The organism is Siminovitchia fortis (genome assembly GCF_007681465.1).
GTDB lineage: Bacteria > Bacillota > Bacilli > Bacillales > Bacillaceae_C > Siminovitchia > Siminovitchia fortis.
In genome coordinates this window covers 1-23,156 of sequence record NZ_VEKZ01000019.1, presented here as the reverse complement: position 1 = coordinate 23,156, position 23,156 = coordinate 1, and the positions used below count along the sequence as shown (strand labels likewise).

At 42.3% G+C, this 23,156-nt stretch carries 19 protein-coding genes; 4 read left to right on the top strand and 15 right to left on the bottom strand.

Annotated features, from left to right (window positions below):
* Positions 1–37: 37 nt before the first annotated feature.
* The 8 genes from FS666_RS08500 to glsA all read right to left on the bottom strand — a co-directional run bounded on the left by FS666_RS08500 (position 38) and on the right by glsA (position 9,435).
* A complete protein-coding gene (locus tag FS666_RS08500; RefSeq protein WP_144462014.1) occupies positions 38–1,606 on the bottom strand; it encodes a lipopolysaccharide biosynthesis protein in 1,569 nt (522 codons plus the stop codon).
* Entirely contained in the window at positions 1,603–2,385 is a 783-nt protein-coding gene (locus FS666_RS08495) for an O-antigen ligase family protein (protein ID WP_186306467.1), read from the bottom strand. The genes FS666_RS08500 and FS666_RS08495 overlap by 4 nt, the downstream gene beginning before the upstream one ends.
* A 452-nt stretch (positions 2,386–2,837) precedes the next feature.
* Complete coding sequence (locus FS666_RS08490) at positions 2,838–3,989, bottom strand: glycosyltransferase family 4 protein (protein WP_144462010.1); 1,152 nt, start codon at positions 3,987–3,989, stop codon at positions 2,838–2,840.
* A 5-nt stretch (positions 3,990–3,994) separates the two neighbouring features.
* Entirely contained in the window at positions 3,995–4,873 is an 879-nt protein-coding gene (gene galU / locus FS666_RS08485) for a UTP--glucose-1-phosphate uridylyltransferase GalU (protein WP_144462008.1), read from the bottom strand.
* Between the two features lie 14 nt (positions 4,874–4,887).
* On the bottom strand, positions 4,888–6,720 hold the full coding sequence (locus FS666_RS08480) for a nucleoside-diphosphate sugar epimerase/dehydratase (protein ID WP_144462006.1): 1,833 nt from the start codon (positions 6,718–6,720) through the stop codon (positions 4,888–4,890).
* 262 nt (positions 6,721–6,982) lie between these two features.
* Positions 6,983–7,624 (bottom strand): CpsD/CapB family tyrosine-protein kinase, encoded by a 642-nt coding sequence (locus tag FS666_RS08475; RefSeq protein ID WP_244943879.1) that lies wholly within the window; start codon positions 7,622–7,624, stop codon positions 6,983–6,985.
* Positions 7,602–8,321 carry a YveK family protein gene (locus FS666_RS08470; RefSeq protein WP_144462002.1) on the bottom strand — a complete coding sequence of 240 codons (720 nt, stop codon included), beginning with the start codon at positions 8,319–8,321 and terminating at the stop codon, positions 7,602–7,604. Before FS666_RS08470 ends, FS666_RS08475 begins: the two co-directional genes overlap by 23 nt.
* Positions 8,322–8,505: 184 nt before the next feature.
* Positions 8,506–9,435 (bottom strand): glutaminase A, encoded by a 930-nt coding sequence (gene glsA, locus FS666_RS08465; RefSeq protein ID WP_144462000.1) that lies wholly within the window; start codon positions 9,433–9,435, stop codon positions 8,506–8,508.
* 660 nt (positions 9,436–10,095) lie between these two features.
* Between glsA and FS666_RS08460 the strand changes: the two genes are divergently transcribed.
* Positions 10,096–10,977, top strand: a complete 882-nt coding sequence (locus FS666_RS08460; protein WP_144463564.1) for a DMT family transporter — start codon at positions 10,096–10,098, stop codon at positions 10,975–10,977.
* Positions 10,978–11,218: 241 nt separating this feature from the next.
* Here FS666_RS08460 and FS666_RS08455 read toward each other — a convergent pair whose 3' ends face one another.
* Together FS666_RS08455 and FS666_RS08450 are read right to left on the bottom strand one after the other, a co-directional pair.
* On the bottom strand, positions 11,219–11,707 hold the full coding sequence (locus FS666_RS08455; RefSeq protein WP_144463565.1) for an SRPBCC family protein: 489 nt from the start codon (positions 11,705–11,707) through the stop codon (positions 11,219–11,221).
* 119 nt (positions 11,708–11,826) lie between these two features.
* Positions 11,827–12,657 (bottom strand): helix-turn-helix domain-containing protein, encoded by an 831-nt coding sequence (locus FS666_RS08450; protein WP_144463566.1) that lies wholly within the window; start codon positions 12,655–12,657, stop codon positions 11,827–11,829.
* Positions 12,658–13,239: 582 nt separating this feature from the next.
* On the opposite strand from FS666_RS08450, the gene FS666_RS08445 reads away from it, so the two are divergent.
* The gene (locus FS666_RS08445) at positions 13,240–13,725 is read left to right on the top strand and encodes an SRPBCC domain-containing protein (RefSeq protein WP_144463567.1); all 486 of its coding nucleotides are present in this window, start codon (positions 13,240–13,242) and stop codon (positions 13,723–13,725) included.
* Positions 13,726–13,754: 29 nt separating this feature from the next.
* Positions 13,755–14,093 (top strand): DUF1801 domain-containing protein, encoded by a 339-nt coding sequence (locus tag FS666_RS08440; protein WP_144463568.1) that lies wholly within the window; start codon positions 13,755–13,757, stop codon positions 14,091–14,093.
* Positions 14,094–14,336: 243 nt separating this feature from the next.
* Here the strand turns inward: FS666_RS08440 and FS666_RS08435 are convergent, their stop codons facing one another.
* A complete protein-coding gene (locus FS666_RS08435; protein ID WP_144463569.1) occupies positions 14,337–16,496 on the bottom strand; it encodes an ATP-dependent helicase in 2,160 nt (719 codons plus the stop codon).
* Positions 16,497–16,764: 268 nt separating this feature from the next.
* On the bottom strand, positions 16,765–17,679 hold the full coding sequence (gene cyoE, locus FS666_RS08430) for a heme o synthase (protein WP_144463570.1): 915 nt from the start codon (positions 17,677–17,679) through the stop codon (positions 16,765–16,767).
* Between the two features lie 484 nt (positions 17,680–18,163).
* On the opposite strand from cyoE, the gene FS666_RS08425 reads away from it, so the two are divergent.
* Entirely contained in the window at positions 18,164–20,215 is a 2,052-nt protein-coding gene (locus FS666_RS08425; protein ID WP_144463571.1) for an EAL domain-containing protein, read from the top strand.
* A 67-nt stretch (positions 20,216–20,282) separates the two neighbouring features.
* Here FS666_RS08425 and FS666_RS08420 read toward each other — a convergent pair whose 3' ends face one another.
* From FS666_RS08420 to FS666_RS08410, 3 genes are all read right to left on the bottom strand, one after another.
* Entirely contained in the window at positions 20,283–21,146 is an 864-nt protein-coding gene (locus FS666_RS08420) for an STAS domain-containing protein (RefSeq protein ID WP_144463572.1), read from the bottom strand.
* 163 nt (positions 21,147–21,309) lie between these two features.
* Positions 21,310–21,921 (bottom strand): response regulator transcription factor, encoded by a 612-nt coding sequence (locus FS666_RS08415; protein WP_144463573.1) that lies wholly within the window; start codon positions 21,919–21,921, stop codon positions 21,310–21,312.
* Between the two features lies 1 nt (position 21,922).
* Entirely contained in the window at positions 21,923–23,056 is a 1,134-nt protein-coding gene (locus FS666_RS08410) for a sensor histidine kinase (RefSeq protein ID WP_144463574.1), read from the bottom strand.
* Positions 23,057–23,156 lie beyond the last annotated feature (100 nt).

Below are 23,156 nucleotides of genomic sequence, written 5' to 3'. Positions count from 1 at the left end.
GTTTCACCATTCTTCCAATTCGAGATTCATACCTCCACTAAAAAGTTTTTGCATCCGGAAGCCTTCTTTTTTTTAAGACTGTCTTTCTTATGATTTCAATGGTTAATTCCCTGAAATACTGAAATTCATCGGACTTCCTGAATAGAAAGTAAAATAACAAGTTAGTTACTGCAGTTGAAATGAATATTTTGGCGGCTAAAATAAAAAATGTCGTTTCTGGAAGAAGTGCACAAATCCCATAACTTAGCGACGCAGCCAAAACGACAGATGATAAATATTTGGAATAAGCAATAAAATACGATTTGGAACTGGACTTAAATCCATACTTATAAAGGATGTACGGCTCAATCCAAAAACCTGTAGTCAATATACTAAGGATAGTACCAAGAAAAATACCGCCTATTCCCATAATTTTCAACAATATGATAGACGCAGCCAAATTTATTAAAGCTTCTGCTACAGGTTTGTAGCGATCATACCAATACAGTCCCATAGCATCTCTAAATGTCAGGGATGCCCTCCTCATCCCCTCGAGAAAAAAGTGTATGATAATCAGCAAAACAATTTCCATCGAAAAAACGAACTTTTTTCCCAGCCAAAGCTCTATCAAGGGATTCAGATTGCAAAGGATTCCGACAGAAGCAAAGCCATAGAGCCAAAAATTCATAAAATATATTTTGTTGAATACCTCCCTGGTCCTGGCTTTGCTTTCCAGTACGCTTAAATTGCCAACACTCGACTTGGCAGCTTCAAAAAATTGCATCAGTACAATATTTAATGCCGTTAAAATTAATCGGTAATTAGAGTACAGGCCAACTGCAAGAAGTCCTACAAAACTTGAAATTAAAATATTGTCCGTTGACAATACTACAACCGACCCCATTCTATGCATAGCCATGGCCTTCACATTTTTATAAATGCCTTTAATGACTTCCTTGTTCAACGGTGCAACATTTTTGCTCTTCAAAAAAGGGTATAGCTTATCTGCAGTCCTTGATGCCAGGATGTTTTCCACTATATTGAATATCAGTTGACAAATAACGAAAAATATAAAGTTTTTCCAAATAATAAGGACTGTACACTGGACAATATTAAGCAAAATAAAACCGCCATAGCGGTAGGTTGCATCAATATATTTTCTTTGGTCTGCAATGATCAACGATCTTTTGTAAGAATAAAAATAAGTGACCGCTGCATTTAACACAAACAGCACAAAGATAAAGTGAATATGTGGCATGTCAGGCATATCTTTAATCAAGTAATGGATGAATGGTGCAACGATGATCCCAAACAGAATAATCAGGGATCCAATGATTAAATATGCCCTTTGATACAGCTTCAGCAACGACTTGATCAATTCAATATTCTTTTCGGCTATCGGTTTGTACAGGCTGAAAACTAAAGCGGGTCCGATCCCCAATTCCACTAATGACAAGACCGTGATAATATTTGTAAAAAGGCCATCCAAACCTAGATATTCTGCAGACAGCGTTCTGACAAATATAATCCTGGCGATGATGCTTACAATAATTCCCAGTACTTGGCCGACCATTACATAGCTTAGGTTTTTTAGAGTCGATTGGGTCCTTGCCTGGTTATTCATCATGATCTTTGTTCCTTCATACATAAAAAATAAAACATGATGAAGTAAAACCAAAGTACTGTTCTCCGTAAATCATTGATTCCAAAACCATACATAATCAATGATAAAACAGCACACAGTATAAAAATATTCACATGGGTGACTTTGATCAGCCTGGATATTAATGACACATAGGCTATCCCACCCAATATGCCTCCCTGTGTCAAAACTTGCAAAAAAGTATTATGGGCTTCTGTCCCTTGAAAAAGTTGATTGCCGGAAAAGGAACCTGGGCCTAAACCGACAATTGGCGAGTAAAGCCAAACTTTTATAGAATTAATCCACAGTAAGATTCGATGTTCCCCATTCGAGCTTTCTTCAAAAAAGTCTTTCACAATTCCCATTATGTTATCAAAGCTGAAAAGCAAGCCAATAATGGCCAGACAAATAAAAAACGAGATAATGCTTGCCGATCTTTCTTGTTCTCTCAACTTTTTCCATAATAGCAAAGCAATAATTAATATCGTTGCGTTCACCCAAGACGAGACTAATGTGTTGGAGGATGTTGATAACCCCATACTAATTAACAAAACGATACTCAAGGCTGCACTCAACTTTACAATAAACCTGTTTTCTCTTTTTATCATATATAAAGCGACAAATGGAAGGGGAGTGATAAAATAAGCAAATTGGTGATAGTCAGAAGCAAATGGCGAAAAAATATCCGCCCCATCATACGTTAAATAATGGCCGAATATATTATCTATCCCCATTAAATACAAGAAATAGAGAAATCCGATCACTAAAATCCCACCCCAATAAACCATCCTGAGCAGGCTATATAATTCAGTAAAACTCTTCATTGCAAATTTTGTTTCGAAAGTCAAACACAGGAACAATATAACAATATAAGATGTATAATCAAATACTACTGGCTGCGGGGCTATCCCCAGCAAATTGTTAACTGAAAAACCGAGTGTGATGATATACAGATAAACAATCCAAAATATCGTGAAGGCATGATTTTGAATCGTTATGGCGCTAATCCTGCTCTTTAAGAACTGGGAAATGCATAATATTAAAAGGATTATTTCTCCGATCCCAAATCTGCCAAACCTTAAAGTTGTAAAACCAAAAAACAACACCATCATGAGTATAAAAATTTTCTCTGCAAAAATTGTTTCTCGCCGCTTCAGTCTGTATTCCATGCCAACACCTTTTTCGGTCCCCTTTCTGGCGTTTTCCTAAATCGTTCTTATTGAACTTCCCATACACCTTCCCTAGAATCAACCATCATTTTCATATAAACTTCCTGTTTTTCCTTAATAATTTTGTTTAAATTATACTTTTCCAAAATTACATTCCGCCCATATCTCCCAAACTTATTACGCAGCAGTTTGTCTTTGGCGAGAACAGTCATTTTTTCTGAAATTTCCCCGGGGTTCCCTTCGACGAGATACCCATTCATGTCATTGATGACAAGCTCTCTGTGGCCCCGGTTATCGACAGCCACGACAGGGAGCCCGCAGGCCATTGCTTCCATTATATTGACAGGCAGGCCTTCGCGCAGACTGGAGGCGGCGGCGATGTCGCTTATATGCAACAATGACTGGATGTCGTTCCGATAGCCAAGGAAATCAACCATATGATCAACTTCCAATTCCATAGCGTAATCGATACAATCATTCAGGAGCGGGCCAGTTCCTGCCAGCAGAAGCTTCGCGTTGGGAACCTCATCTTTCAATAAAGCCATCGCTTCAATCAGCACTTTTTGATTCTTATTTTTATTGATTTCAGCTGCATAAAAAATTAAAAAAGCATCATCGCGATAATGATACCTTTTTCTTAACTTTGCTTTATGATATTTATTTACAGGAGTGAAGAAATCCGTATTTACTCCCACACCATGTACATGTTCGATCAGATTTGCCTTGAATCGTTTTTTTACAGCCCTTTGAAAATCCTCTTCGTTGATGGTGATTAAACAATCGGTATAACGGGCCAGTATTTTTTCAACCGGGTAAAATAATATCCAGTTGATCAATGGAGCTCCTTTAAAAAAATGAAATCCGTGGGCTGTGTATATGATTTTCGTGCCTTGCTTTCTGGCCTCGCGCGCAGCCAATCTGGATATCACTCCGCCCATGGGGGTATGGCAGTGAATTATGCTGTACTGATTTTCATCAATATAAGCTTTCAACTCTTTATAGGCGTCTATGTTTTGCCGATCAAAAGGTGACCGCTTGATTGATATCGAATATTTCTCATCAACATACGGCAATGGATGATCCCCGGCTGCAGCTACATGAACCTCCCATCCCTGCAGTTTGAACCATTGTAAATATGGTAAATGGAAGGAGCTGAAATGAGTGTCTACTGTTGCACAGAATAGTATTTTCCTTTTCATAGCTTTTACCCAATAACCTGCCTGTCAACAATTGATGACAGGTAGTCTAATAACTCATTCCTTAATTCATCTCTTTGCAGGGCTAACTCTATTGTTGTTTGAATGAACCCCATTTTTTCCCCCACATCATACCGGATGCCTTCAAAATCATAGGCGTAGACAGCCTCAAATTGATTGAGCCCAGCAATAGCATCCGTCAGTTGGATTTCCCCCCCAGCACCCGGTGTTTGTTCAGCTAATATCTCAAAGACTCTCGGACTGAGAATATAACGCCCCATGATTGCCAGATTGGAAGGAGCCTCTTCTTTTTTGGGTTTTTCAATCAGGTTGTTGACACTATATAATTGGTCATGAATAGCGTTTCCATCAACAATTCCATACCTTGAAACTTCATCCTCATGCACTTTCTGGACACCTAATATTGATGCATTATACCGTTCAAACTGCTCTATCATTTGTTTTAGACAAGGCTTCCCTGCTCTTACTATGTCATCGCCTAACAAAACCGCAAATGGTTCATTCCCTATGAACTTCCGTGCACACCACACAGCATGGCCCAATCCCTTCGGCTCTTTCTGGCGAATATAATGAATATCTACCATTGTCGATGACTTTTGTACCTGATCTAACAAATCAAATTTTCCTTTTTCAATCAGATTCTGTTCAAGCTCAAAAGAGTGGTCAAAGTGGTCTTCAATCGCCCGCTTCCCTTTCCCTGTTACTATGATAATATCCTCGATTCCGGAATTTATTGCCTCTTCAACAATATATTGGATCGTCGGTTTATCCACGATCGGGAGCATTTCTTTAGGCATCGCCTTGGTTGCCGGCAAAAACCTTGTTCCCAACCCTGCTGCCGGTATGATCGCTTTTTTTACCTTCATATTACTCACTCCCCTTACCCGGAAGCCGAAACCAGTTGCCCCGGTATCAAATTCACTTTATTGTTTGCAAGATTAATAAGTACCTCTCGCAATCTTTCTCTGTCCCAAGTATTGTAAAAGCTGATGATTTCTTCAATTTCCTCAGAATACAAATCTGATGTTTCTCCTATATAAATATTGGGGTATACTTGCTGATCCTTCACTTCATCATCATGTAATAATTCTTCAAAAAGCTTTTCACCCGGCCTAATTCCGGTAAATTCAATACCGATGTCATCAACTGAATAACCGGACAGCTGAATCATTTTTTTAGCCAAATCTACTATCTTTACAGGTTCACCCATATCCAGGACAAAAATCTCTCCGCCTTTTGCCAATGCGCCGGCTTGGATTACAAGCCTTGAAGCTTCAGGTATCGTCATGAAATACCGGACCATCTCCGGATGGGTAACAGTGACCGGGCCTCCTTTTGCAATCTGTTGTTTGAAAATGGGAATCACACTTCCCCGGCTGCCAAGAACATTTCCAAATCTGACTGCCACAAATTTGGTATCGCTCTTTTTATCCATATGCTGAACAACCATTTCGGCAAGTCGCTTTGTTGCCCCCATGACACTTGTCGGATTGACGGCTTTGTCTGTTGAAATCATGACGAACGTCCCCACCCTGTTCCAACTGGCCGCTTCCGCCACATTTTTTGTCCCAATCACATTATTCTTCACGGCTTCTTCCGGATTGCGCTCCATTAGCGGGACGTGCTTATGAGCGGCGGCATGATAAACAACATCGGGGCGGTATGTACCCATTACGGTTAAAATTTTTTTGGCATCTTTCAAATCAGCTATTTCGGTTAAAATTTCAAAGTGTTTATGGCTGAACTTTTCTTTCAGCTCCAATTCGATCGAATGGATGCTGTTTTCACCATGCCCAAGCAAGATCAGCTTTCCGGGGTTGAATTGGCATATCTGCCGGCAAATCTCAGAACCGATTGAGCCTCCGGCCCCCGTCACCATTATTGTTTTATCCTCGACATTTTCCGAAATGCTCCCAATGTCCAAATCGATCGGTTCCCTGCCTAAAAGGTCCTCCACCTGAACATCGCGGAATTGCTTAACGGAAACTTTTCCCGTCACCAGGTCTTCCAGCATTGGCAAAATTTGTGTTTTAGCTTTTGTTGCAGCGCATTCCTGAAAAATTCTATTTAATCTTTTTTTTGATAGCGAGGGGATGGCGATAATAATGTTTTCGACACTCATTTCCGAAACAACCTTTTGGATTTGATTTATGCCGCCAAATACAGGCAATCCCAATATATCCAGGTTATGCTTTTTGGGATCATCATCAATAAAAGCGACAGGCAGCAAGTCTGCGTCATTTTCCTTTAATAACTGCCTCGCTACCATGTTTCCCGCCGACCCGGCGCCGATGATAACCGTTCGTCTCTTCATATTTGGCGGTTTACCTGCACTATTGTCTCTATAGACACGCCAAAAAAATCTTGATCCCCCGATAAGCAGCAATTGAATCAGCCAAATGACCATATTAAGCCTGAAAAAAACAGCATTAAACATTATTTGCTGAATGAGGCTGGCTGCTATTATCGATAGCGACACAACTTTAAAAATGACGATCGATTCCCCAATACTCGCATATTCCCAAGCTTTTTTATACGACCTGAAAATAAATGAAAAGAAATGATGACCGGCCAAAATCGCAATGGAACTGGCGATGATAAGAAAAGTGAATTTAACACTCCCATTTACCAATAAACTCCCCAGTAAAACGGCCGCAAGGACCAAGCAGGAATCTACAAATATAAAAAAAGATATCCTTTTTCGATAAGTCATAGGTCTCCCCCTCCTCTTCATGTTTAAAAATATAAAGATCTTAATTAAAAGTTTTAAAAATTTAAAACCCATAATTAAAAACTTTATAAAAGGGGCATCTAACCCGCCCTCACATCACACCACTGACGACTGGCGTCTAAGGCGTAAAGCCCACAGCATGATCGAGTGCCTCCATTGATAGGGGATAGGAGACATTTCCGCGTTATTATTAAAGAATGTTATGTTCCTAATAACGAACAATACTTTCAAAAAAAATTTGTTTTTAATTTTTTTCGTTTAAAACTACACCCAACAGCTTTGCCTGGGCATAATTAAGAATTTTCTTTGATTCCAACGCGCTTTCAATGCTTGTGGCATTCTGCTTGACTACCAGTACAACGCCGTCACAGATGTTAGCCAATATTTTTGAATCATTTGCTTCCAGAAGAGACGGCGAATCAATAATGACCATATTATAGGAAGCTTTTACAGAATCCAGGAGTTCCCCCGCCCTTTGGCCGGTTAAGTTTAAGGGAACTGTACCGCTTGTCAGGATATGCAAACCGTTCACCTTTGGAAAGCTCACCGCATCTTCAAAAGTGACGTTTCCGTCAAGGACATCTGTAAACCCAAAGATATTTGGAGTATTAAAGATCTTATGCATAGCAGGATTGCGGAAATTTGCATCAATAAGAAGGACTTCATTTCCTTGTTGGGCCATGGTTACAGCAATATTGGCAGCAGTGGCGGACTTGCCTTCCCTTTTTCTGGGAGATGTGACCAGAATAGCGTTGCTTTTTTTATCACCGACGATGAAGTGGATATTGGTTCCTATCATACGGTATTGCTCAGAAATGACAGCCTCTTCATTTTTACGTTTCGCGTGAAATAACGCTCTTTGTTTACCTGATACCAATGGTCTCACTCCTGAAATTTAATTCCCTTTTTGGCTTTTTCCAACTAATTATTTTTCCTTTTTGCTTTTTGGATACGCTGCCCAATAATTGGGCTCCCAATAATTGTTCGATTTCACGTTCTGTCTTAATAGTGCTGTCAAAATAGTCCATGATGAATATAAGGCCCATACCCGTTACTGCCCCTAGCAAAAATGCCGCTAATAGAATTTTTATTTTGTTATTTTGCATTGGCTTAGAATTAACCTTTGCTTCTGAAAGAACACTTACGCCATTGATATCCAGCACGCTTGGCACTTTTTTAATAAACACTTTTGCTGTTGTATTGGCAATATCAGCTGCACTTTCAGGATTTGTGTCAACCACACTTATCTTCACTACCTGCGTATCTTCGAGGCTTTCAACCCGAACCTGTTTTGCAAGGGTCTCGGTGGATTTGTCGAGACCGAGCTCCCTAATCACCGTTTCCAAAACGGTAATATCTTTAATGACGACCTGCAGTGTATTTCTATACTCGGCTTCTGCATCAATGATGACATTCGTTGATGCCTCATACTTCGGCGACATATTATTCAATTCTGTATAAGTCCAACCCGCCCCGGTAAAAACTACTGTGATAAGAATAACAAGCCAAAGCCGCTTTTTTATTAATTTAGACAAGCTTCTCAGATCGAATTCCTTTGCCACATTATTATCAAATTGATTCATATGGACCACCTTTAAATTATTTTGTTCCTAATTAAGAACATCATGGGTAAAAAAATAATAAACAAAAGTTATGTTACCTTTATTTTAAGTTCATTATAAAGAACAAGTCAAGTATAATTTTAGTTTTTCTTTCGATTGTTTTCTACAAGTTTTTTTGGAGCGCTGAAGCCGCTCCCACTGTTCTCTAAAACATACTCAATTGATACGTCTCAGACAACAATTCCAATAGTTTAATTCCGGCGATGCTGTTTCCTTTTTCATCCAGAGCCGGACCAAATATGCCAATGCCGAATTTTTGCGGGACTGCTCCCATAATTCCGCCGGAAACACCGCTTTTTGCCGGGATGCCGATTTTGATGGCGAATTCACCGGATGCGTTATACATGCCGCATGTGACCATGAATGTTTTACAGAGGCGCGCAATATGTTCGGGTATGAGTTGTTTGCCGCTGTCCGGGTCCCAGCCGTTCATAGCGAAGATCATTCCGACTCTAGCCAATTCGAGGCAGTTCATTTCTATCGCACACTGTTTTGTATACAGATCCATGAGCTCTTCGACGTCTTCATCGATGACTCTATGCTGCTTTAAAAAATAACAAAGTGCCCGGTTCAGTTGCGACGTATCAAATTCGGATTTTGCCACTTCTTCATCTATGCAAACATCAGGATTATTGGCAAGCTCCTTGACAAAGGAAAGTAACCGCTGGAATCGGTCTTCAACATTGCTTCCCTGGATCAAATGTGTCACAACCAGGGCTCCCGCATTAATCATCGGGTTGAGCGGTTTGGCAGGTGCCATCGTTTCCAATTTGGCGATGGAATTGAAAGGATCACCGGTCGGCTCCATTCCCACTTTCCCAAACACTTCATCGGTCCCTCTTTCCATTAACACGAGCGCAAGGCTGATCACTTTTGAAATGCTTTGGAGTGTAATTTTTCTATCGATATCACCTGCGGAAACACATTCCCCGTCAGGATAATGGATGGCAATTGATAAATCATTTGGATTTGCCTTTCCTAAAGCGGGGATATAATCCGCCACTTTTCCGAATGCAGCACATTTCTTGGCTTCTTCCACAAACATTTTCAGTTCTTTCTTTGAACGACAGGCCATGTTCATCACCATTTCGTAGTATATGCATGTTGGCTGGTAAATATCAGCAAAAAATCCGGTGTAAAGATGTACCTTGTCAATAAGAAAAGCGCAAGCGCCTTGCCCATCGACGTACAGACTGGAGTGCCTCCGGCGAGATAAAGGATAAGGAAAGGCGGAGAGTGCCTGCTTATCGGCGACAAGCATAAGACGAGCGCTGAAGAAGGCGTAGTTTGCCTTCAGCAGCGATTGGCTTATGACCTCGAGCCGATGGCACTCGCAGCTAGACAACACGACGAGGAACGAGCCGATGTTGACTTATCGTAGGAAAGCTACTACTTGAAATGGCCTCGTGTGATGCTTCCTCGAGTTGGCGTCGTGCAGCTTTGCTATGATGTTCGCCAAACATCCTCGAATAAGCTACGCCGCAGGAGCACATTAGGTGCGAAGTCTGCTAGTCGATAGGCGCTGGAGCTAGACAACAAAAGGCTTTGTTCAAAATTTTAAAGCTAAAAAATCTTATGCTTCTTACTCTGTAAAAAAAACTTTAGAAGGGTCTTTTTTTTCTTTTGTATTTGTAATACGATATGAGATAGGTCTTAATTTTCTAAAGACGGCTTCCATCCCATGGGGCGGAAGCTGTATTTTATTGTTCGAAAATTTGGTTTTTGGAGGAAGTTTATGCGTAAATATATCGGGGAATTAGGTCTTATCATTACAGCCTTCATTTGGGGAAGCGGCTTCGTTGTCACATCGATTTCATTGGATTATTATTCGGCCTACCAGAATATGGCGGTCAGATTTTTAATCGGCGGCGTCATATTGGGGCTGATTTTTTATAAAAAAATGAAGCATGTACAAAAAGGAACCGTTATTAAAGGGGCTATTCTTGGCAGTATTTTATACTTGGCTTTTGCCTTGCAAACAGTGGGTCTGCAGTTCACGACGCCTTCCAAAAATGCATTTTTGACAGCGGTCAATGTAGTCATCGTGCCGTTGATCGGCTGGGCCATTTATAAAAAGCGGATGGACAAATTTGAAGTGGCGGGAGCAGTCCTGGCAATGCTCGGCATCGGATTTCTCTCGCTCAAATTTTCAGCGGAGCTCAATATCGGAGATATTCTCTCTTTCTTATGTGCGATTGTTTTTGCATTCCATATCATTTATACGGCCAAATTTGTAAAGACCGAGAATCCGATTCATTTAACGGTAGTTCAACTTCTTGCTGCTGCTGTTATGGGATTCATAATCCTGTTATTCAGGGGAGAAGCGGCTGTGCCAATTGTGGACGGGGCGGTATTCTCCTTGGTTTATCTCGGAATTTTCGGGACAGCTGCCGCGTTTTTATTACAGACGGTCGCGCAAAAATTCATTTCGGAAACGAAGGCGGCAATTATTCTTTCAACAGAGTCTTTTTGGGGGATGGTTTTGTCGATTGCAGTGTTAGGAGAAGTGATCACACTGAAAATGGCTGTCGGAGCGGCATTGATCCTGCTCGCCATCTTGATTTCAGAAACGAAGCCTAAGCTTTTCAAAACTATGCCGTTACGTGAAAAAGTGTAACAGGTAAAGAAAGGCACATCGTTTTCCGGGCTTTGAGCAACAACATCATGTCGCCCATTACATACCTATTGCATAATCATTTAATCAGATCGGCCCGCCATGGTAACAATGTTTAGTTCAGTTTTTATAGTTAGTTCCAATCTATGTTTGTTCCATTTAGAAAAGCATCCTCCCTGTTAAGACTGGCATTCATCCCGGTTTCAATCCCAGGATGAATGCCAGGTACAATCCAATAGAATATTCAACGTACAGTCTTTTGTAACTCCAGAAAAGCGGCGAGATTGGCCAGCGTGGAACCCATACCGGCTTCATGGTCGTCCTGCCGGATGCCTTCAGGCACGTTCTCGCAGACGATTGTGACTTCGGTACCTTCCGGGACTTCGTCAAAATTCCAAGTCATGATCATGCTTCCAGCGAACGCGGGATCCTCGGATTCAAACACAATTCGTTGCACGATTCTCTTTCCCGGAATAAGCTCGAGGAATTCCCCCTGAACAACATCCGAGTTGTCTGAAGATTTACCTGCAGAATGATGGGAACCGATATAGGTTAGGGTCATGCGATAGAAGCCACCCTCCCTTGCGTCGAACGCATCGATTCTGCCCTCCATTCCTTTCGGAGGAAGCCAGGTAACGAGCGCCTTCGGGTCCATAAATGCCTGATAGGCTGTTTGCGGCACCGTTTTTATGATTCTCGATGCAGAGTCGATTCTGCTCGATTTGTTTTTCATCTTAAACATTCCTTTCATTATATAAAATATATTCTGAATTTTTTAAAAAAACTAGCGATCAGGATGTTTATGATTGGCCGCTTTGCTGGCAGCACGTGTATGGGCTTTGACTCGAATTGCTAAAAATAGATAATCTCTCCTACCTCGTTATGCAGCGACGTATATTTAGTTGGCGGGTACCCCATGAAACGTTTAAATTCCTTTATAAAGTGCGCCTGATCGTAGTAGTGATCGATGAAAGCTCCGCCTTGCAAGAAGCTGTGCTTATCTTGAAGCAACGCCCGGTAGCACGATTGAAAACGAACGATCGAGGCAAATGTTTTCGGACTAATACCCAGCCGCTCCGCGAACTTGGCACGAAGCCATCGATCGCTTCGTCCCGTCTGTTGCGAAAGCGACGCCATCGAAATCCTGCCGCTTGCGTTTATAATTGCGAACACTCCTTGTTCAAAAGTCGGATCTCTTTGGGTCCGGGTAAGTGCCCCACTCAAGTAGTCTTGAAACAAGACTGACTTATGCACCGGATCAGACGCCACATACATCTGCTCTTCTAGGATTCGGATTGCCGACGTATCGATAATATCTCCAAACGGCAAGATTACATTTCGTAATTCATGTTGCGGTACAGTGAGCAGACGATAAGCTGCGGCGGGATTAAGTTCGAAACAGATGCAGCCGAACGGCTTGCCTCGATCGAAATCGGCGATCACAGGGCAGTCTGATACACCTGCGACGATCAACCGGTGTTCTGGAACCGGAAACGAATGCCCGTCGATCCGGCCCGCAAGATGCCCTTCATAGTGCATCATCAACTTCACGGAGCCATTCGGCGCGATGGTCCGCATCTCATCTTCGGAAAGCATCCCATTGCTTTCGAATATCCAAATGTCTTTGATGAATGGTTTCAGATCAAGGCGAGGCGATAAGCGACTGATGGTAAGGTTGCTCATGTGAATCCCACCCCCAATTTCGTACGTGCATATTTTTTACTGGCATTTCCGATTAATGAGTCCTGAACAACGGATTTGAAACTAATGTATCACCAATTTTCTGGTTTGAACAGGCTTTGATCACTCATCGCTTCCGATTTCTACAATACGGATTATCCAGTTTCATATACCTTTAAGTTGCAGACAGCAGGATCAAACCTTGAACAAAAATGATATTTGAGGTGATCGCAATGGTATAGACATCACCCCACATTTTTTAAACCTGCATGCGAAGGACGTGAAAAGATCGATGGCGTTTTTACGGAACTCGGCTTCAAATTCAACTTGCAGTTCACAGACAGGAAAAAGCGGCTTACCTCGTATTCGGCAACAATATATTTACCATTTTACTTACAGAAGATTATTTTAAGTCGTTTACGGCAAGGAAGCCCTCATACCTATAGGGATGGTCGTTGTCTATAAAACGCAGGATAACAGCCATTTTAACCGAATAATTACTATTACCTGCCAACTAGGAACCTCATATGTGAGGAAAAACATACCGTACGATGGTGCAGAATAATTTTCCAAAGGAGGATAATCATGAGCAAAAATGAAACCGAAACTATCTCTCGTGTAGAGAACCTGTCCCTTATTGTTGAGCGTGTGTACAATATGCCGCAGCAATTAGTCTGGGATGCTTGGACGAAGCCTGAACATGTTTCTCTCTGGTGGGGCTATCGGGGCGTGCCGCTTTATGTTTGCAATGTCGATTTGCGTCAAGGTGGCTCCTACCGGTATGTCCAAAAGGAAGAAGATGGCACCGAATATCCGTTTATTGGGAATTATCTTGAGGTTGACACTCCTAATAGGCTTGTCTATACCCAAATTTTTGACGTCGAACCCTTTAATGAGCATGAGTCAGTGACGTACGATACGTTTGAAGAAATTGAAGAAGAGAAGACAAAACTGACGAGCAGAACGGAATTCAAGTCAGCCGAAGCGCTCCAAGGGGCTTTGGATACGGGAATGGAACAAGGCGCAATTGATTCGATGGAGCGGTTTGCCAAGCATCTTGAAAAAATATAAGAATACATGTTATAAGAAAGGTGGAAACAATGAACCACGAAGTCACTACATTTATCGAAAACCTTGACCAGCCGTGGAAGATTGAAGTCTGCAATCAACTTCGCCAATTGGTCCATAAAGCAATACCGAAAGTGGAAGAACGAATTCAATACAAAAAGCCGCATTTCCTGAAGAACGGTCATTACGCCGCTGTCATCTCACCCTCAAAGGACGCCATAGCTTTTATGATTATGAATGCGGCCGATCTTGAATTTCCGAAAGGTTTTGATGGTCCCGCCGAACGGAAATGGCTCAAAATTCGTGAAGGGGATTTACCTCCGTATGATGTGCTAGCCAAACTGCTTGTTGGGGCATCCGATTCCATCTGATACTCAAGAGTGAAACAACTTTTACATATATAATAATCTTTTTGAGCTTCAACTGTCATATGCATTAATCTTAAAGGGTTAATGCATTTTTTGTTGCAGCTTTACTAAACGGATCGGGCGGTGGCCGGTTTAAGCGGTACAGCCCAAGATCGGGCATCTATACCGCTAATTAGTGGCCGACGTTCCTGCTAAGAACCCCGGGATAAGACATCCGCACGGTCAATTGGCCTCCATTGCCACACATCACACTAGCTCCAACAGCCCGCGTTCCAAACACATTTCTACAGAGAGCGCCTTCACCTGCTTGGTAAACTGAATGTTAATGGTTTCCTGGTCTACACTCGTAATCGTGCCCGTCCCAAATACTCTGTGCTTCACTGTCATGCCAGACCGGAGTGCAGACCTGTCACGAATTGCATTTGGACTGATGACAGCACTATCCTTAGTATTCTCCCTTTTCCCAGCACCGTGCCGCTCCGTGCCTTTGGACTCAATTTTCTTTGACGGATGGACGATATTCCAAACGTCACTGACAAACTGGGATTCCACTTCTTTCGAACCTTCTTTCTTTTGATATGAAATCAGCTCCAAATGCTTTTTTGCCCGGGTCATTCCGACGTAAAATAAGCGGACGGCCTCTTCCATGTCCCCTTTTTTGTCATCAGCCGAAGGTATGACACCGTCGACCAGGTCGATCATGTACACTTTTTCAAACTCCAGGCCCTTTGCGCTGTGGAAGGTGGAAAAGGTGACCGCATTTTCATCCTTCTTGAATTGGGATGTTTTTAATTTCGCCTCCAAATGCTTTAGACGAGCCGCAAACTCTTCCATTGTTTTGAGGTCCTGGGCAATTTCTTCCAGCGTATTTAAAATGCCGAGCAGGTATTCTTTCCGGAATCCCAGGCGTTCACACATCTTTTCCAGGGCTTTTTCATATCCCAGCCGCCCCCTGATAACGTGGATCGCATGCAGCGGCGGCATTCCTTTCATCTGCTGGAAGGTCTCCTTATTTTCAATCAATTTTCCCACCTGATAATCTTTTAATTGGACAAAGTTTATCAGATTATCAAAAACCGACTCATTATTTCGGATCCGCTTTAGGGCCATCATCTGTTTCTTTGTAATATATCCATTAAGCTTCGTATGGATTTTCTCCAAAATATCCGGCCGCTTATCCGAAAACGTCATTCGCATAAAGTTCAATATATCACTGACGACCCAATGGGAGAAAAAACGGTTGTCCGCATCTATCATGAAAAAAGGGATGCCTGCCCTGTCAAATTCGTTTATTAATGATATTGAAGATGAATTGTTCCGATACAAAACTGCAATATCAGACAGATTTCCCTCTTCCCTGATTTCTTTCACCAAATATTTCGCCTGGCGCTTGTAATCTGAAAATTTTTTAAATATAATAGGCTTTGACGAAGAATTTTTTGTGAACATGTTTTTGGCATACCGGTTTTTATTCTGTTTAATAAAAATGTTCGCCGTCTCCACAATTTCCTTGGAGGAGCGGTAATTCTGCTCCATGAATAAAACATCCGCATTCGGATAAGTCTTCTTAAAATTCAACAGATAAGAAGGCTCCGCACCCCGCCAGCTGTAAATCGACTGGTCATCATCCGCCACCACACAAAGATTGCGATGTTCCCTTGCCAGCTTTTCAATTATTTTATGCTGTACCAACGACGTATCCTGGCTTTCATCCGTCAATATGTAATCGTACCTGCTTTGATATTTCTTCAGAAGCTCCTTCTCATTCTCAAAAATATCATTTGCCATTGTCAGCATGTCGTCAAAATCAAGCAGCAGCTTCTGATGCCCCGTCTGCTTGAATTTTTCGTACCTCTGTAAAATTTTCACCGCTTTTGGAACAGTGCATTTGACCGACGGCCAATCTTCCCGGGCAATCATTTTATTTTTAATAAAACTGATATACGTCATAAGCTCTTCCAGTTGATCGTCCGTCATGGTTTCACCGGCAACAGATTCAAACAGCTTCCGCAAAATCAATTTCTTATGCAGGCCATTCTCAGTATTTCCCTCAATAATCTGGTAATCGACCCTTTCTTTGTACAATTGCTCCCGAACCGTTTCATAGGCCAGGCTGTGTATCGTAGAAAAATCCACAGAAGGAAGTCCGGGAAAAAATTGCTTAAAGCGCTCTTTCATATCACTGGCAGAAGCCCGGCTGAAGGTGACAGCTTTTATACGGGCCGGGGAAACGTTCTTCTCCTGGATAAGGTAACCGATCCGCATGATGATGGTTGTTGTTTTTCCCGAACCGGGCGAAGCCAGCAGAAGCAGCGGTCCTTCCGTCTGAAGCACCGCCTTTTTTTGAACCTCATTTAAAATAACACCTGTTTCCGCCTGCATTCGGCAAAAAAATTCATGAGACATTCCGAAAAATCCTTTCAATTACTGTTAACCTCATTATAACCGGAAAAAAAGCACTCAGAAAAGCGCAAGGCGCGCAGCCTTAGGCGACAAGCACAAGACGAATTTTGATGAGGGAGCTTTTCAGCCACCACAGCAATTCGGCTTGATCCTTTCGCCGATGGCGCCTGGAGCTTGACATATCACATCATCATTCCAAATAGACGTTTTGTCCAAACTTATGCTTTTTTTAACAGTGAAAAAAGAGGAGTTCAACATCAACCCCTCCACTCTACAAAGTCACCAAAACCATCATGATGAATAAAATCGCAATATAATTGACTGACACCACAAAATTGATCCGCGCCCATTTATGATCATCTTTTACAAAGAATCCCCAAATTGCAAGCCCGAGCCATGCGAGGTTCATCACGGTCGCAACAGCGATGAATGTTGTACCAAGCGGTCCCAAAAAGAAAGGAAACGGCAATAGGCATGCGACATAAACAAATATTTGGCGCTTTGTCATTTCAAATCCGCGGATGACAGGAAGCATCGCCACTCCCGCCGCTTTGTATTCATCATGTCTTTTCATTGCGATTGCAAAAGTATGCGGCATTTGCCAAATGAACAAAATCATGAAAAGCACAATCGGAACAATGTGGCTGGCAGAACCGACCGCCGCCCAGCCGATCAGCGGTGTAACCGCGCCGGAAATGCTGCCCACTACCGTGTTAAATGTATATTTGCGTTTTGTCCACATCGTGTACATGATCACATACGTGAACCACCCGATAAATGCATAAAGGACGGCTTCCCATGTTGTGAAAGCCAAAAAGACAAATCCAATTATGCTCAATACTATCCCAAGCACTACAGTTGTTTTCGGTGAAATCCTGCCAGTTACGGTTGGACGGATTTGAGTCCTGTCCATGACAGTATCCAAATCAACTTCGTACCAGTTGTTCAGGACAAGCGCACCGGCCATCACGAGCGTGCTCCCGAATATTGTCAGGAAAAACAAATTCAGGTTCATCGCAAATGGGGTATTGGTAAAAACCAATGCAAGCCAGAACCCTGCAAAAACGGGCAGTACATTGGCAATCAGCACAATTCCCTTGAAAAGCGCCATCATATCGGCAAAAAATGCCGTGATCTGTCCGCCTTTTACTTGTCCTCCGTGAGTTTCGGTCTTACTCAGTATCATATTCATTAGTCCCCTTAAAAAGGCAGGGCGCAGCACCCCGCCGATATTCGAGCCATTCAGGCCGTTATTTTTAACGTAGTACTACCATCTGCATCCATTATAATACGAAATTTCTGTTTCGCATAAAAGAACGGATAACTTTCACCAAAATGTTGAATATCCCGTGTCATGCGACTTTTTTACAGAGCAAGAAAGCATAGGATGTTTTAGCTTTAAAATTTTGAACAAAGCCTTTTGTTGTCTAGCTCCAGCGCCTATCGACTAGCAGACTTCGCACCTCCTCCTACGATAAGTCAACATCGGCTCGTTCCTCGCCGTGTTTCCTTTATCTCGTCGGAGGCACTCCAGTCTGTACGTCGATGAGCAAGGCGCTTGCGCTTTTCTTTAAAAATCTAAACATTCCCCTTTACAAAATTCGATAAAAGCCGATAAAAAGGATGAACAGTTCTTTTACCTAAACTAAGTTGGAACGAGGGTCCCGCAAATGGAAAAAATTACATTTATTTATAACAGTTCAATTGTACTCATTTCCATTTTAATCTCAATCTTTGCGTGTGTCACGACGCTTGATCTGCTCAGGAGGGTCCATAAAGCAGAGACTAAAAAGAGCAAAAATCTCTGGCTCGCGGCAAGCGCCTCTATGATGGGCATTGGCATTTGGTCCATGCATTTCACTTCCATACTTTCTCTTGAGACTGGTGCTGAGGTCATATACAATGGGCCGATGACAATGTTTTCGCTTATTGCAGCGATCTTCATATCCTATGCCTCCTTCTATGTCTTCACGTTCAAAGAAGAGATCACTGTTTCAACCCTGGTACCTGCTGCCGTCCTGTTAGGGGCGGGCATTATCGTCATGCACCATATTGGAGTAAAGGCGACCCTTACAAATTTTCACATTGAATATAATTATTTTCTAGTGGCAATGTCGATTGTTTCTGCAGCGGGGTTATCTTTTATTGCAGTCTTTTTGTTCTCAAAGACAATTAAAGAAAGCTTCTCTCTTTATCACATACCTGTTGCTGCCATTTTGTCGTTCGGGGTTTGCATAACCCATTTCATCGGAATGAAGTCAATGACAATCTATGAAACTCATCATGATGCGGGCCTTTTGAGTTCCAAAACATGGGAGTTCTCCATCGGATCAAATTCCGTATTGTTCGGGATTGTTGTACTCAACTTCATCATAGTAGGCTTGATGCATACCCTTTCGCTGAAGGAACGCAGAAATCATGAAGCGAAAATGAATTACATGGCCTATTATGACCAATTGACCGGACTTCCAAACCGGATGAAATTTCAGTGTAATTTAAGGGACGCCATTTTGCGCAGCGAGAAAAACAATCATCAGCTTGCGGTTTTGTTCATCGATTTGGACAGGTTCAGGCTTGTCAATGATACGCTGGGTCACCAGCATGGAGACAGGTTCCTCATCAAAGTAGGTGAAAGATTAGTTGAAAATGTCCCTTCGGAGATACTTATTGCAAGGCACGGCGGGGACGAATTCATTCTTTTGCTGGAAAATACGGATGAATCAAAAGTTAAGAAAGCCGCCGAACAAATCTTAAGCCTTTTTATGAAGCCCTTCATAATTCAAGAAAAAGAATTTTTTACTACAACAAGCATTGGGATCAGTATGTACCCGGATGACGGCAAAGATGTAAGTAGCTTGATGAAAAATGCATACAAAGCGATGCATCTGGCTCAAAAAAACGGATATAACAACTATCAATTTTTCGTACGTGAAGATGACACGGTGCATGACAGAAAGATAAAAATAGAACAGGGATTGAAAAAGGCCCTCCATAATAATGAATTTGAGCTATATTATCAACCGCAGGTACATTTGAAAAGCAGGCGGATTGTCGGGGTGGAAGCATTGCTTCGCTGGAAGCATCCGGAATTGGGGAATATTTCACCTTATGAGTTTATTCCGGTGGCTGAAAATACAGGCATGATCATACCAATCGGAAAATGGGTCATACAGGAGGCATGCAGGCAGATCAAATTATGGCAAAGTGCGGGCATCCGGATCAAAATCGCCGTAAATGTCTCGGCATTGCAATTTGAGGATCATCAATTCATCGAACTTGTCAACGAATCATTAAGCCAAAATTTGCTGCCTCCTAAATACCTGGAGCTTGAAATAACTGAAAGCGTCATGCAGAAGATCAATCAATCCTTTGCCATTATCGGCAAACTGAAAAACATCGGCATTAAAGTATCGATTGATGATTTCGGTACCGGCTATTCATCTTTGAGCGTTCTGAGCAATCTGCCGATTGACGTTATCAAGATCGACAAATCTTTCGTAAGTAAAATGATGACAAACGAAAATACTGCATCTCTAGTAAAAACAATTATAGAAATGGGCAGCAACCTGAACTTCGGCTTGATTGCCGAGGGTATCGAAACGGAAGAACAAGCGGAATTCCTTATGCAAAACGGCTGCCATCTTGGGCAAGGCTATCTTTACAGCCCTCCAATAACAAAAGAGGAAATTGGAAAGTTGCTTAATAAAGAAAACGTCGTTTAATCTTCCAAGAACAGCAAAGAAGCAGCCGGTCCAGCGGATGGCTGCTTCTTTGCGAAAGAGGTCATGATCATTTCACGGATTGTTCTGCCACAATCAGGAATTTGTCCTTCAATGCCTGCTGCAGCGAACTGTATGTATCGATTTTGGAAAAATCCAAACCCAATTGAATGGCGGTTTGGGCGATTTCGGGGCGGATACCGGTGATAGTGGATTTTACGCCAAGCAGATCCAAGGTTTGCGACAACTGATAGATTTGATGGGCAACCATCGTATCAATAATCGACACCCCGGATAAATCGATATACAGACGAGATATATTGATTTCCATACATTTTACCGGAACGCATTCATAAATCTTCTTCGCCCGCCATGTGTCAATGTCGCCGACCAGCGGAAGTACACCGAATTCTTCATTTATTTTAATAACCGGTGCACTTAGCTCGTCGATCAAACTGGACTGTGCTGACAGTTTATTGTTCATTAATAAGTTGTAAGCTTGCGAAAATTCTATGCTCAATTCATCGAATGCCCTATTTATCTTCATTTCCCACTTTAAAAGATTCTCCTGGGTCACCTTTTCTGAATTTAACTCCAGAAAACTTTCTACGAAACGCCAATAAACTTTCCGTGCGTTGCTTAATGCTTCCAAAACTTCAGGGATCGGGGTATTGCTGCTGACCCTGCTTTTGGCTACAAGCCGCACCCACTTTTCCTTATTCTTTTCAAATTCCCTTTTATCTTCCAACAGACTGCTCGTGACAGTCAGATTCGTTAATTGGTTTTGTTCCTTCAAATAGGCTTCCGTTTCTTTGTCTGCGTCAACAGAGTAAATGGAACCATGCTCTTTTCTTCTTTGAGTAAGCCACTCGTTTGAAATACTTTCTATCCGATCAACAAGATAGCCATAGAGCTCCATATCCAAATCGCTCATTATTTCACCCCATGTTATAATTCCTTTTATTGGAATTATAACATAAAGGCTTTGCGAAAACCCCTCATTTTAAAGTACACGAATATCCATAAAATTTATGCTTTCCTTTGGATAAAGGATTCCATTCCGAGTAATTATTCCCGCATTTTACAAGGGCGCCCGGCTATTTAAACCATCCTTTTTCCTTGAACCGGGAGATGGCTTCAATCCTGTTGCCGACGTTCAGTTTTTCGAGGATGGAAGATATATAGTTTCGGATAGTGCCCGGTGTCAAATAAAGTTCCTTTGCAATCTCCTTTGTCGTTTTCCCCTCGGCAACAAGGCGGAGAACTTCACTTTCACGTTCTGTCAGCGGGTTTTCCATATAATCATCGTCCCCGTAGGCGATATCCACAAGCTCAGGGGCGTACATACGACGCCCGTCCATAATTAGGCGGACCGCTGAAACGAGTTCTTCAATCGGGCTGTCCTTCAGTAGATAGCCCCGGACTCCGGCTTTTCGGGCGCGTTCAAAATAGCCTGCCCTTGCAAAAGTGGTCAGGATGATAATTTTACAGGAAAAGCCTTTTAATTCCTGCGCTGCTTCAAGTCCCGTTTTTACCGGCATTTCAATATCCATGATGCAAATATCGGGTTCAAGGTCTTTAACAAGCCTGACCGCCTCTTCCCCGTTCCTCGCTTGCCCGACAACTTCCATGTCTTCTTCCATATTCAGTAAGGAGCCAAGGGCGCCGAGCATCATCCCTTGATCTTCCGCGATGACAATACGAATCATATCAATCAACCTCCTTCATGATATGTGTCAAAACTACAGGTACGCGGATTGTCAGCTTTGTCCCTTCTTCACCTTCGACGTGGAGGCTGCCATTTACAAATTCCAGCCTCTCTCTCATTCCCCTCAACCCGCTGCCGGGTTCCAACTTTCCTTCCCTGACAATTCCGATTCCGTTATCTTCGACAGAGAGGACATATTCGTTTGGCAATTGTTCGAATGTGATCCGGCACGCTGTTCCCCGGCTGTGTTTGACCACATTCGTTACCGCTTCCTTCAGGCACATGCTCAAAACACTTTCAATAATTGCCGGTATTTGTCCAAAAGAAGGATTGCCCTCAATGATTAATTCCATTTCTGCCGCTTGGAGCATCTGTTTCGCCCTGACCAGCTCATTTTCCAGCTTCGCCGCCCGAATATCGGCAACGAGCTCCCGAACCTCACGCAATGCTGTGCTGGCGGTCTGCCTGATATCTTGGAGTTCTTTTTCGGCAGTCTTGGGATCCCGGAAAATCAGCTTTCCCGCCAAATCGCTTTTCAAGCCGATCAATGATAGTTTTTGCCCAAGGATATCGTGCAAATCCCTTGAAATCCGCTCCCGCTCTTCTAGAACAACCAATTCCGAAATCCGTTCATTCGCATGCTCGAGCTGCCCCTCCAAATTGATCTGCTTATTCCTGTAATACAAATTGAAGGGCAGAAGTACCGTTCCAAGAACAGATGCGAGAATAAAATGGATTTGCGGAAGGAACAAATCGATTTCTATAAAAAATCCCGCTACGATCGCACCCACAGTAAACGCAATATGCAGTCCGTAAATGATATAGAATCCGGCAGGATTTCGGATGTTCCCTATAAAAAATGCTGTAAAAATAGCCAGATATACATAGCCGAACAATAAGGTCATGACAATATTAATGACAATTTCAAAACTGACCCACATATACACAAGACCATTTTTTGCCTTATATGAGAACATATACGACAAAAAATATAGCAACATCAATGTTATCCCGATTAAGATTTCCAAAGGCGACGACGACCTGAAAATGAAAAAGAAAGGCAATAGGCAAAAAATGATCCATACATAAATACTCAGCCATTTATTTCTTGGAAAAATGCTGAACCAGCTATCCACGCCAGATGTTCACCCCTGTCTGTTGGACATATTATATCATTAGAAAAGCGCAAGCGCCTTGCCCATCGACGTACAGACTGGAGTGCCTCCGACGAGATAA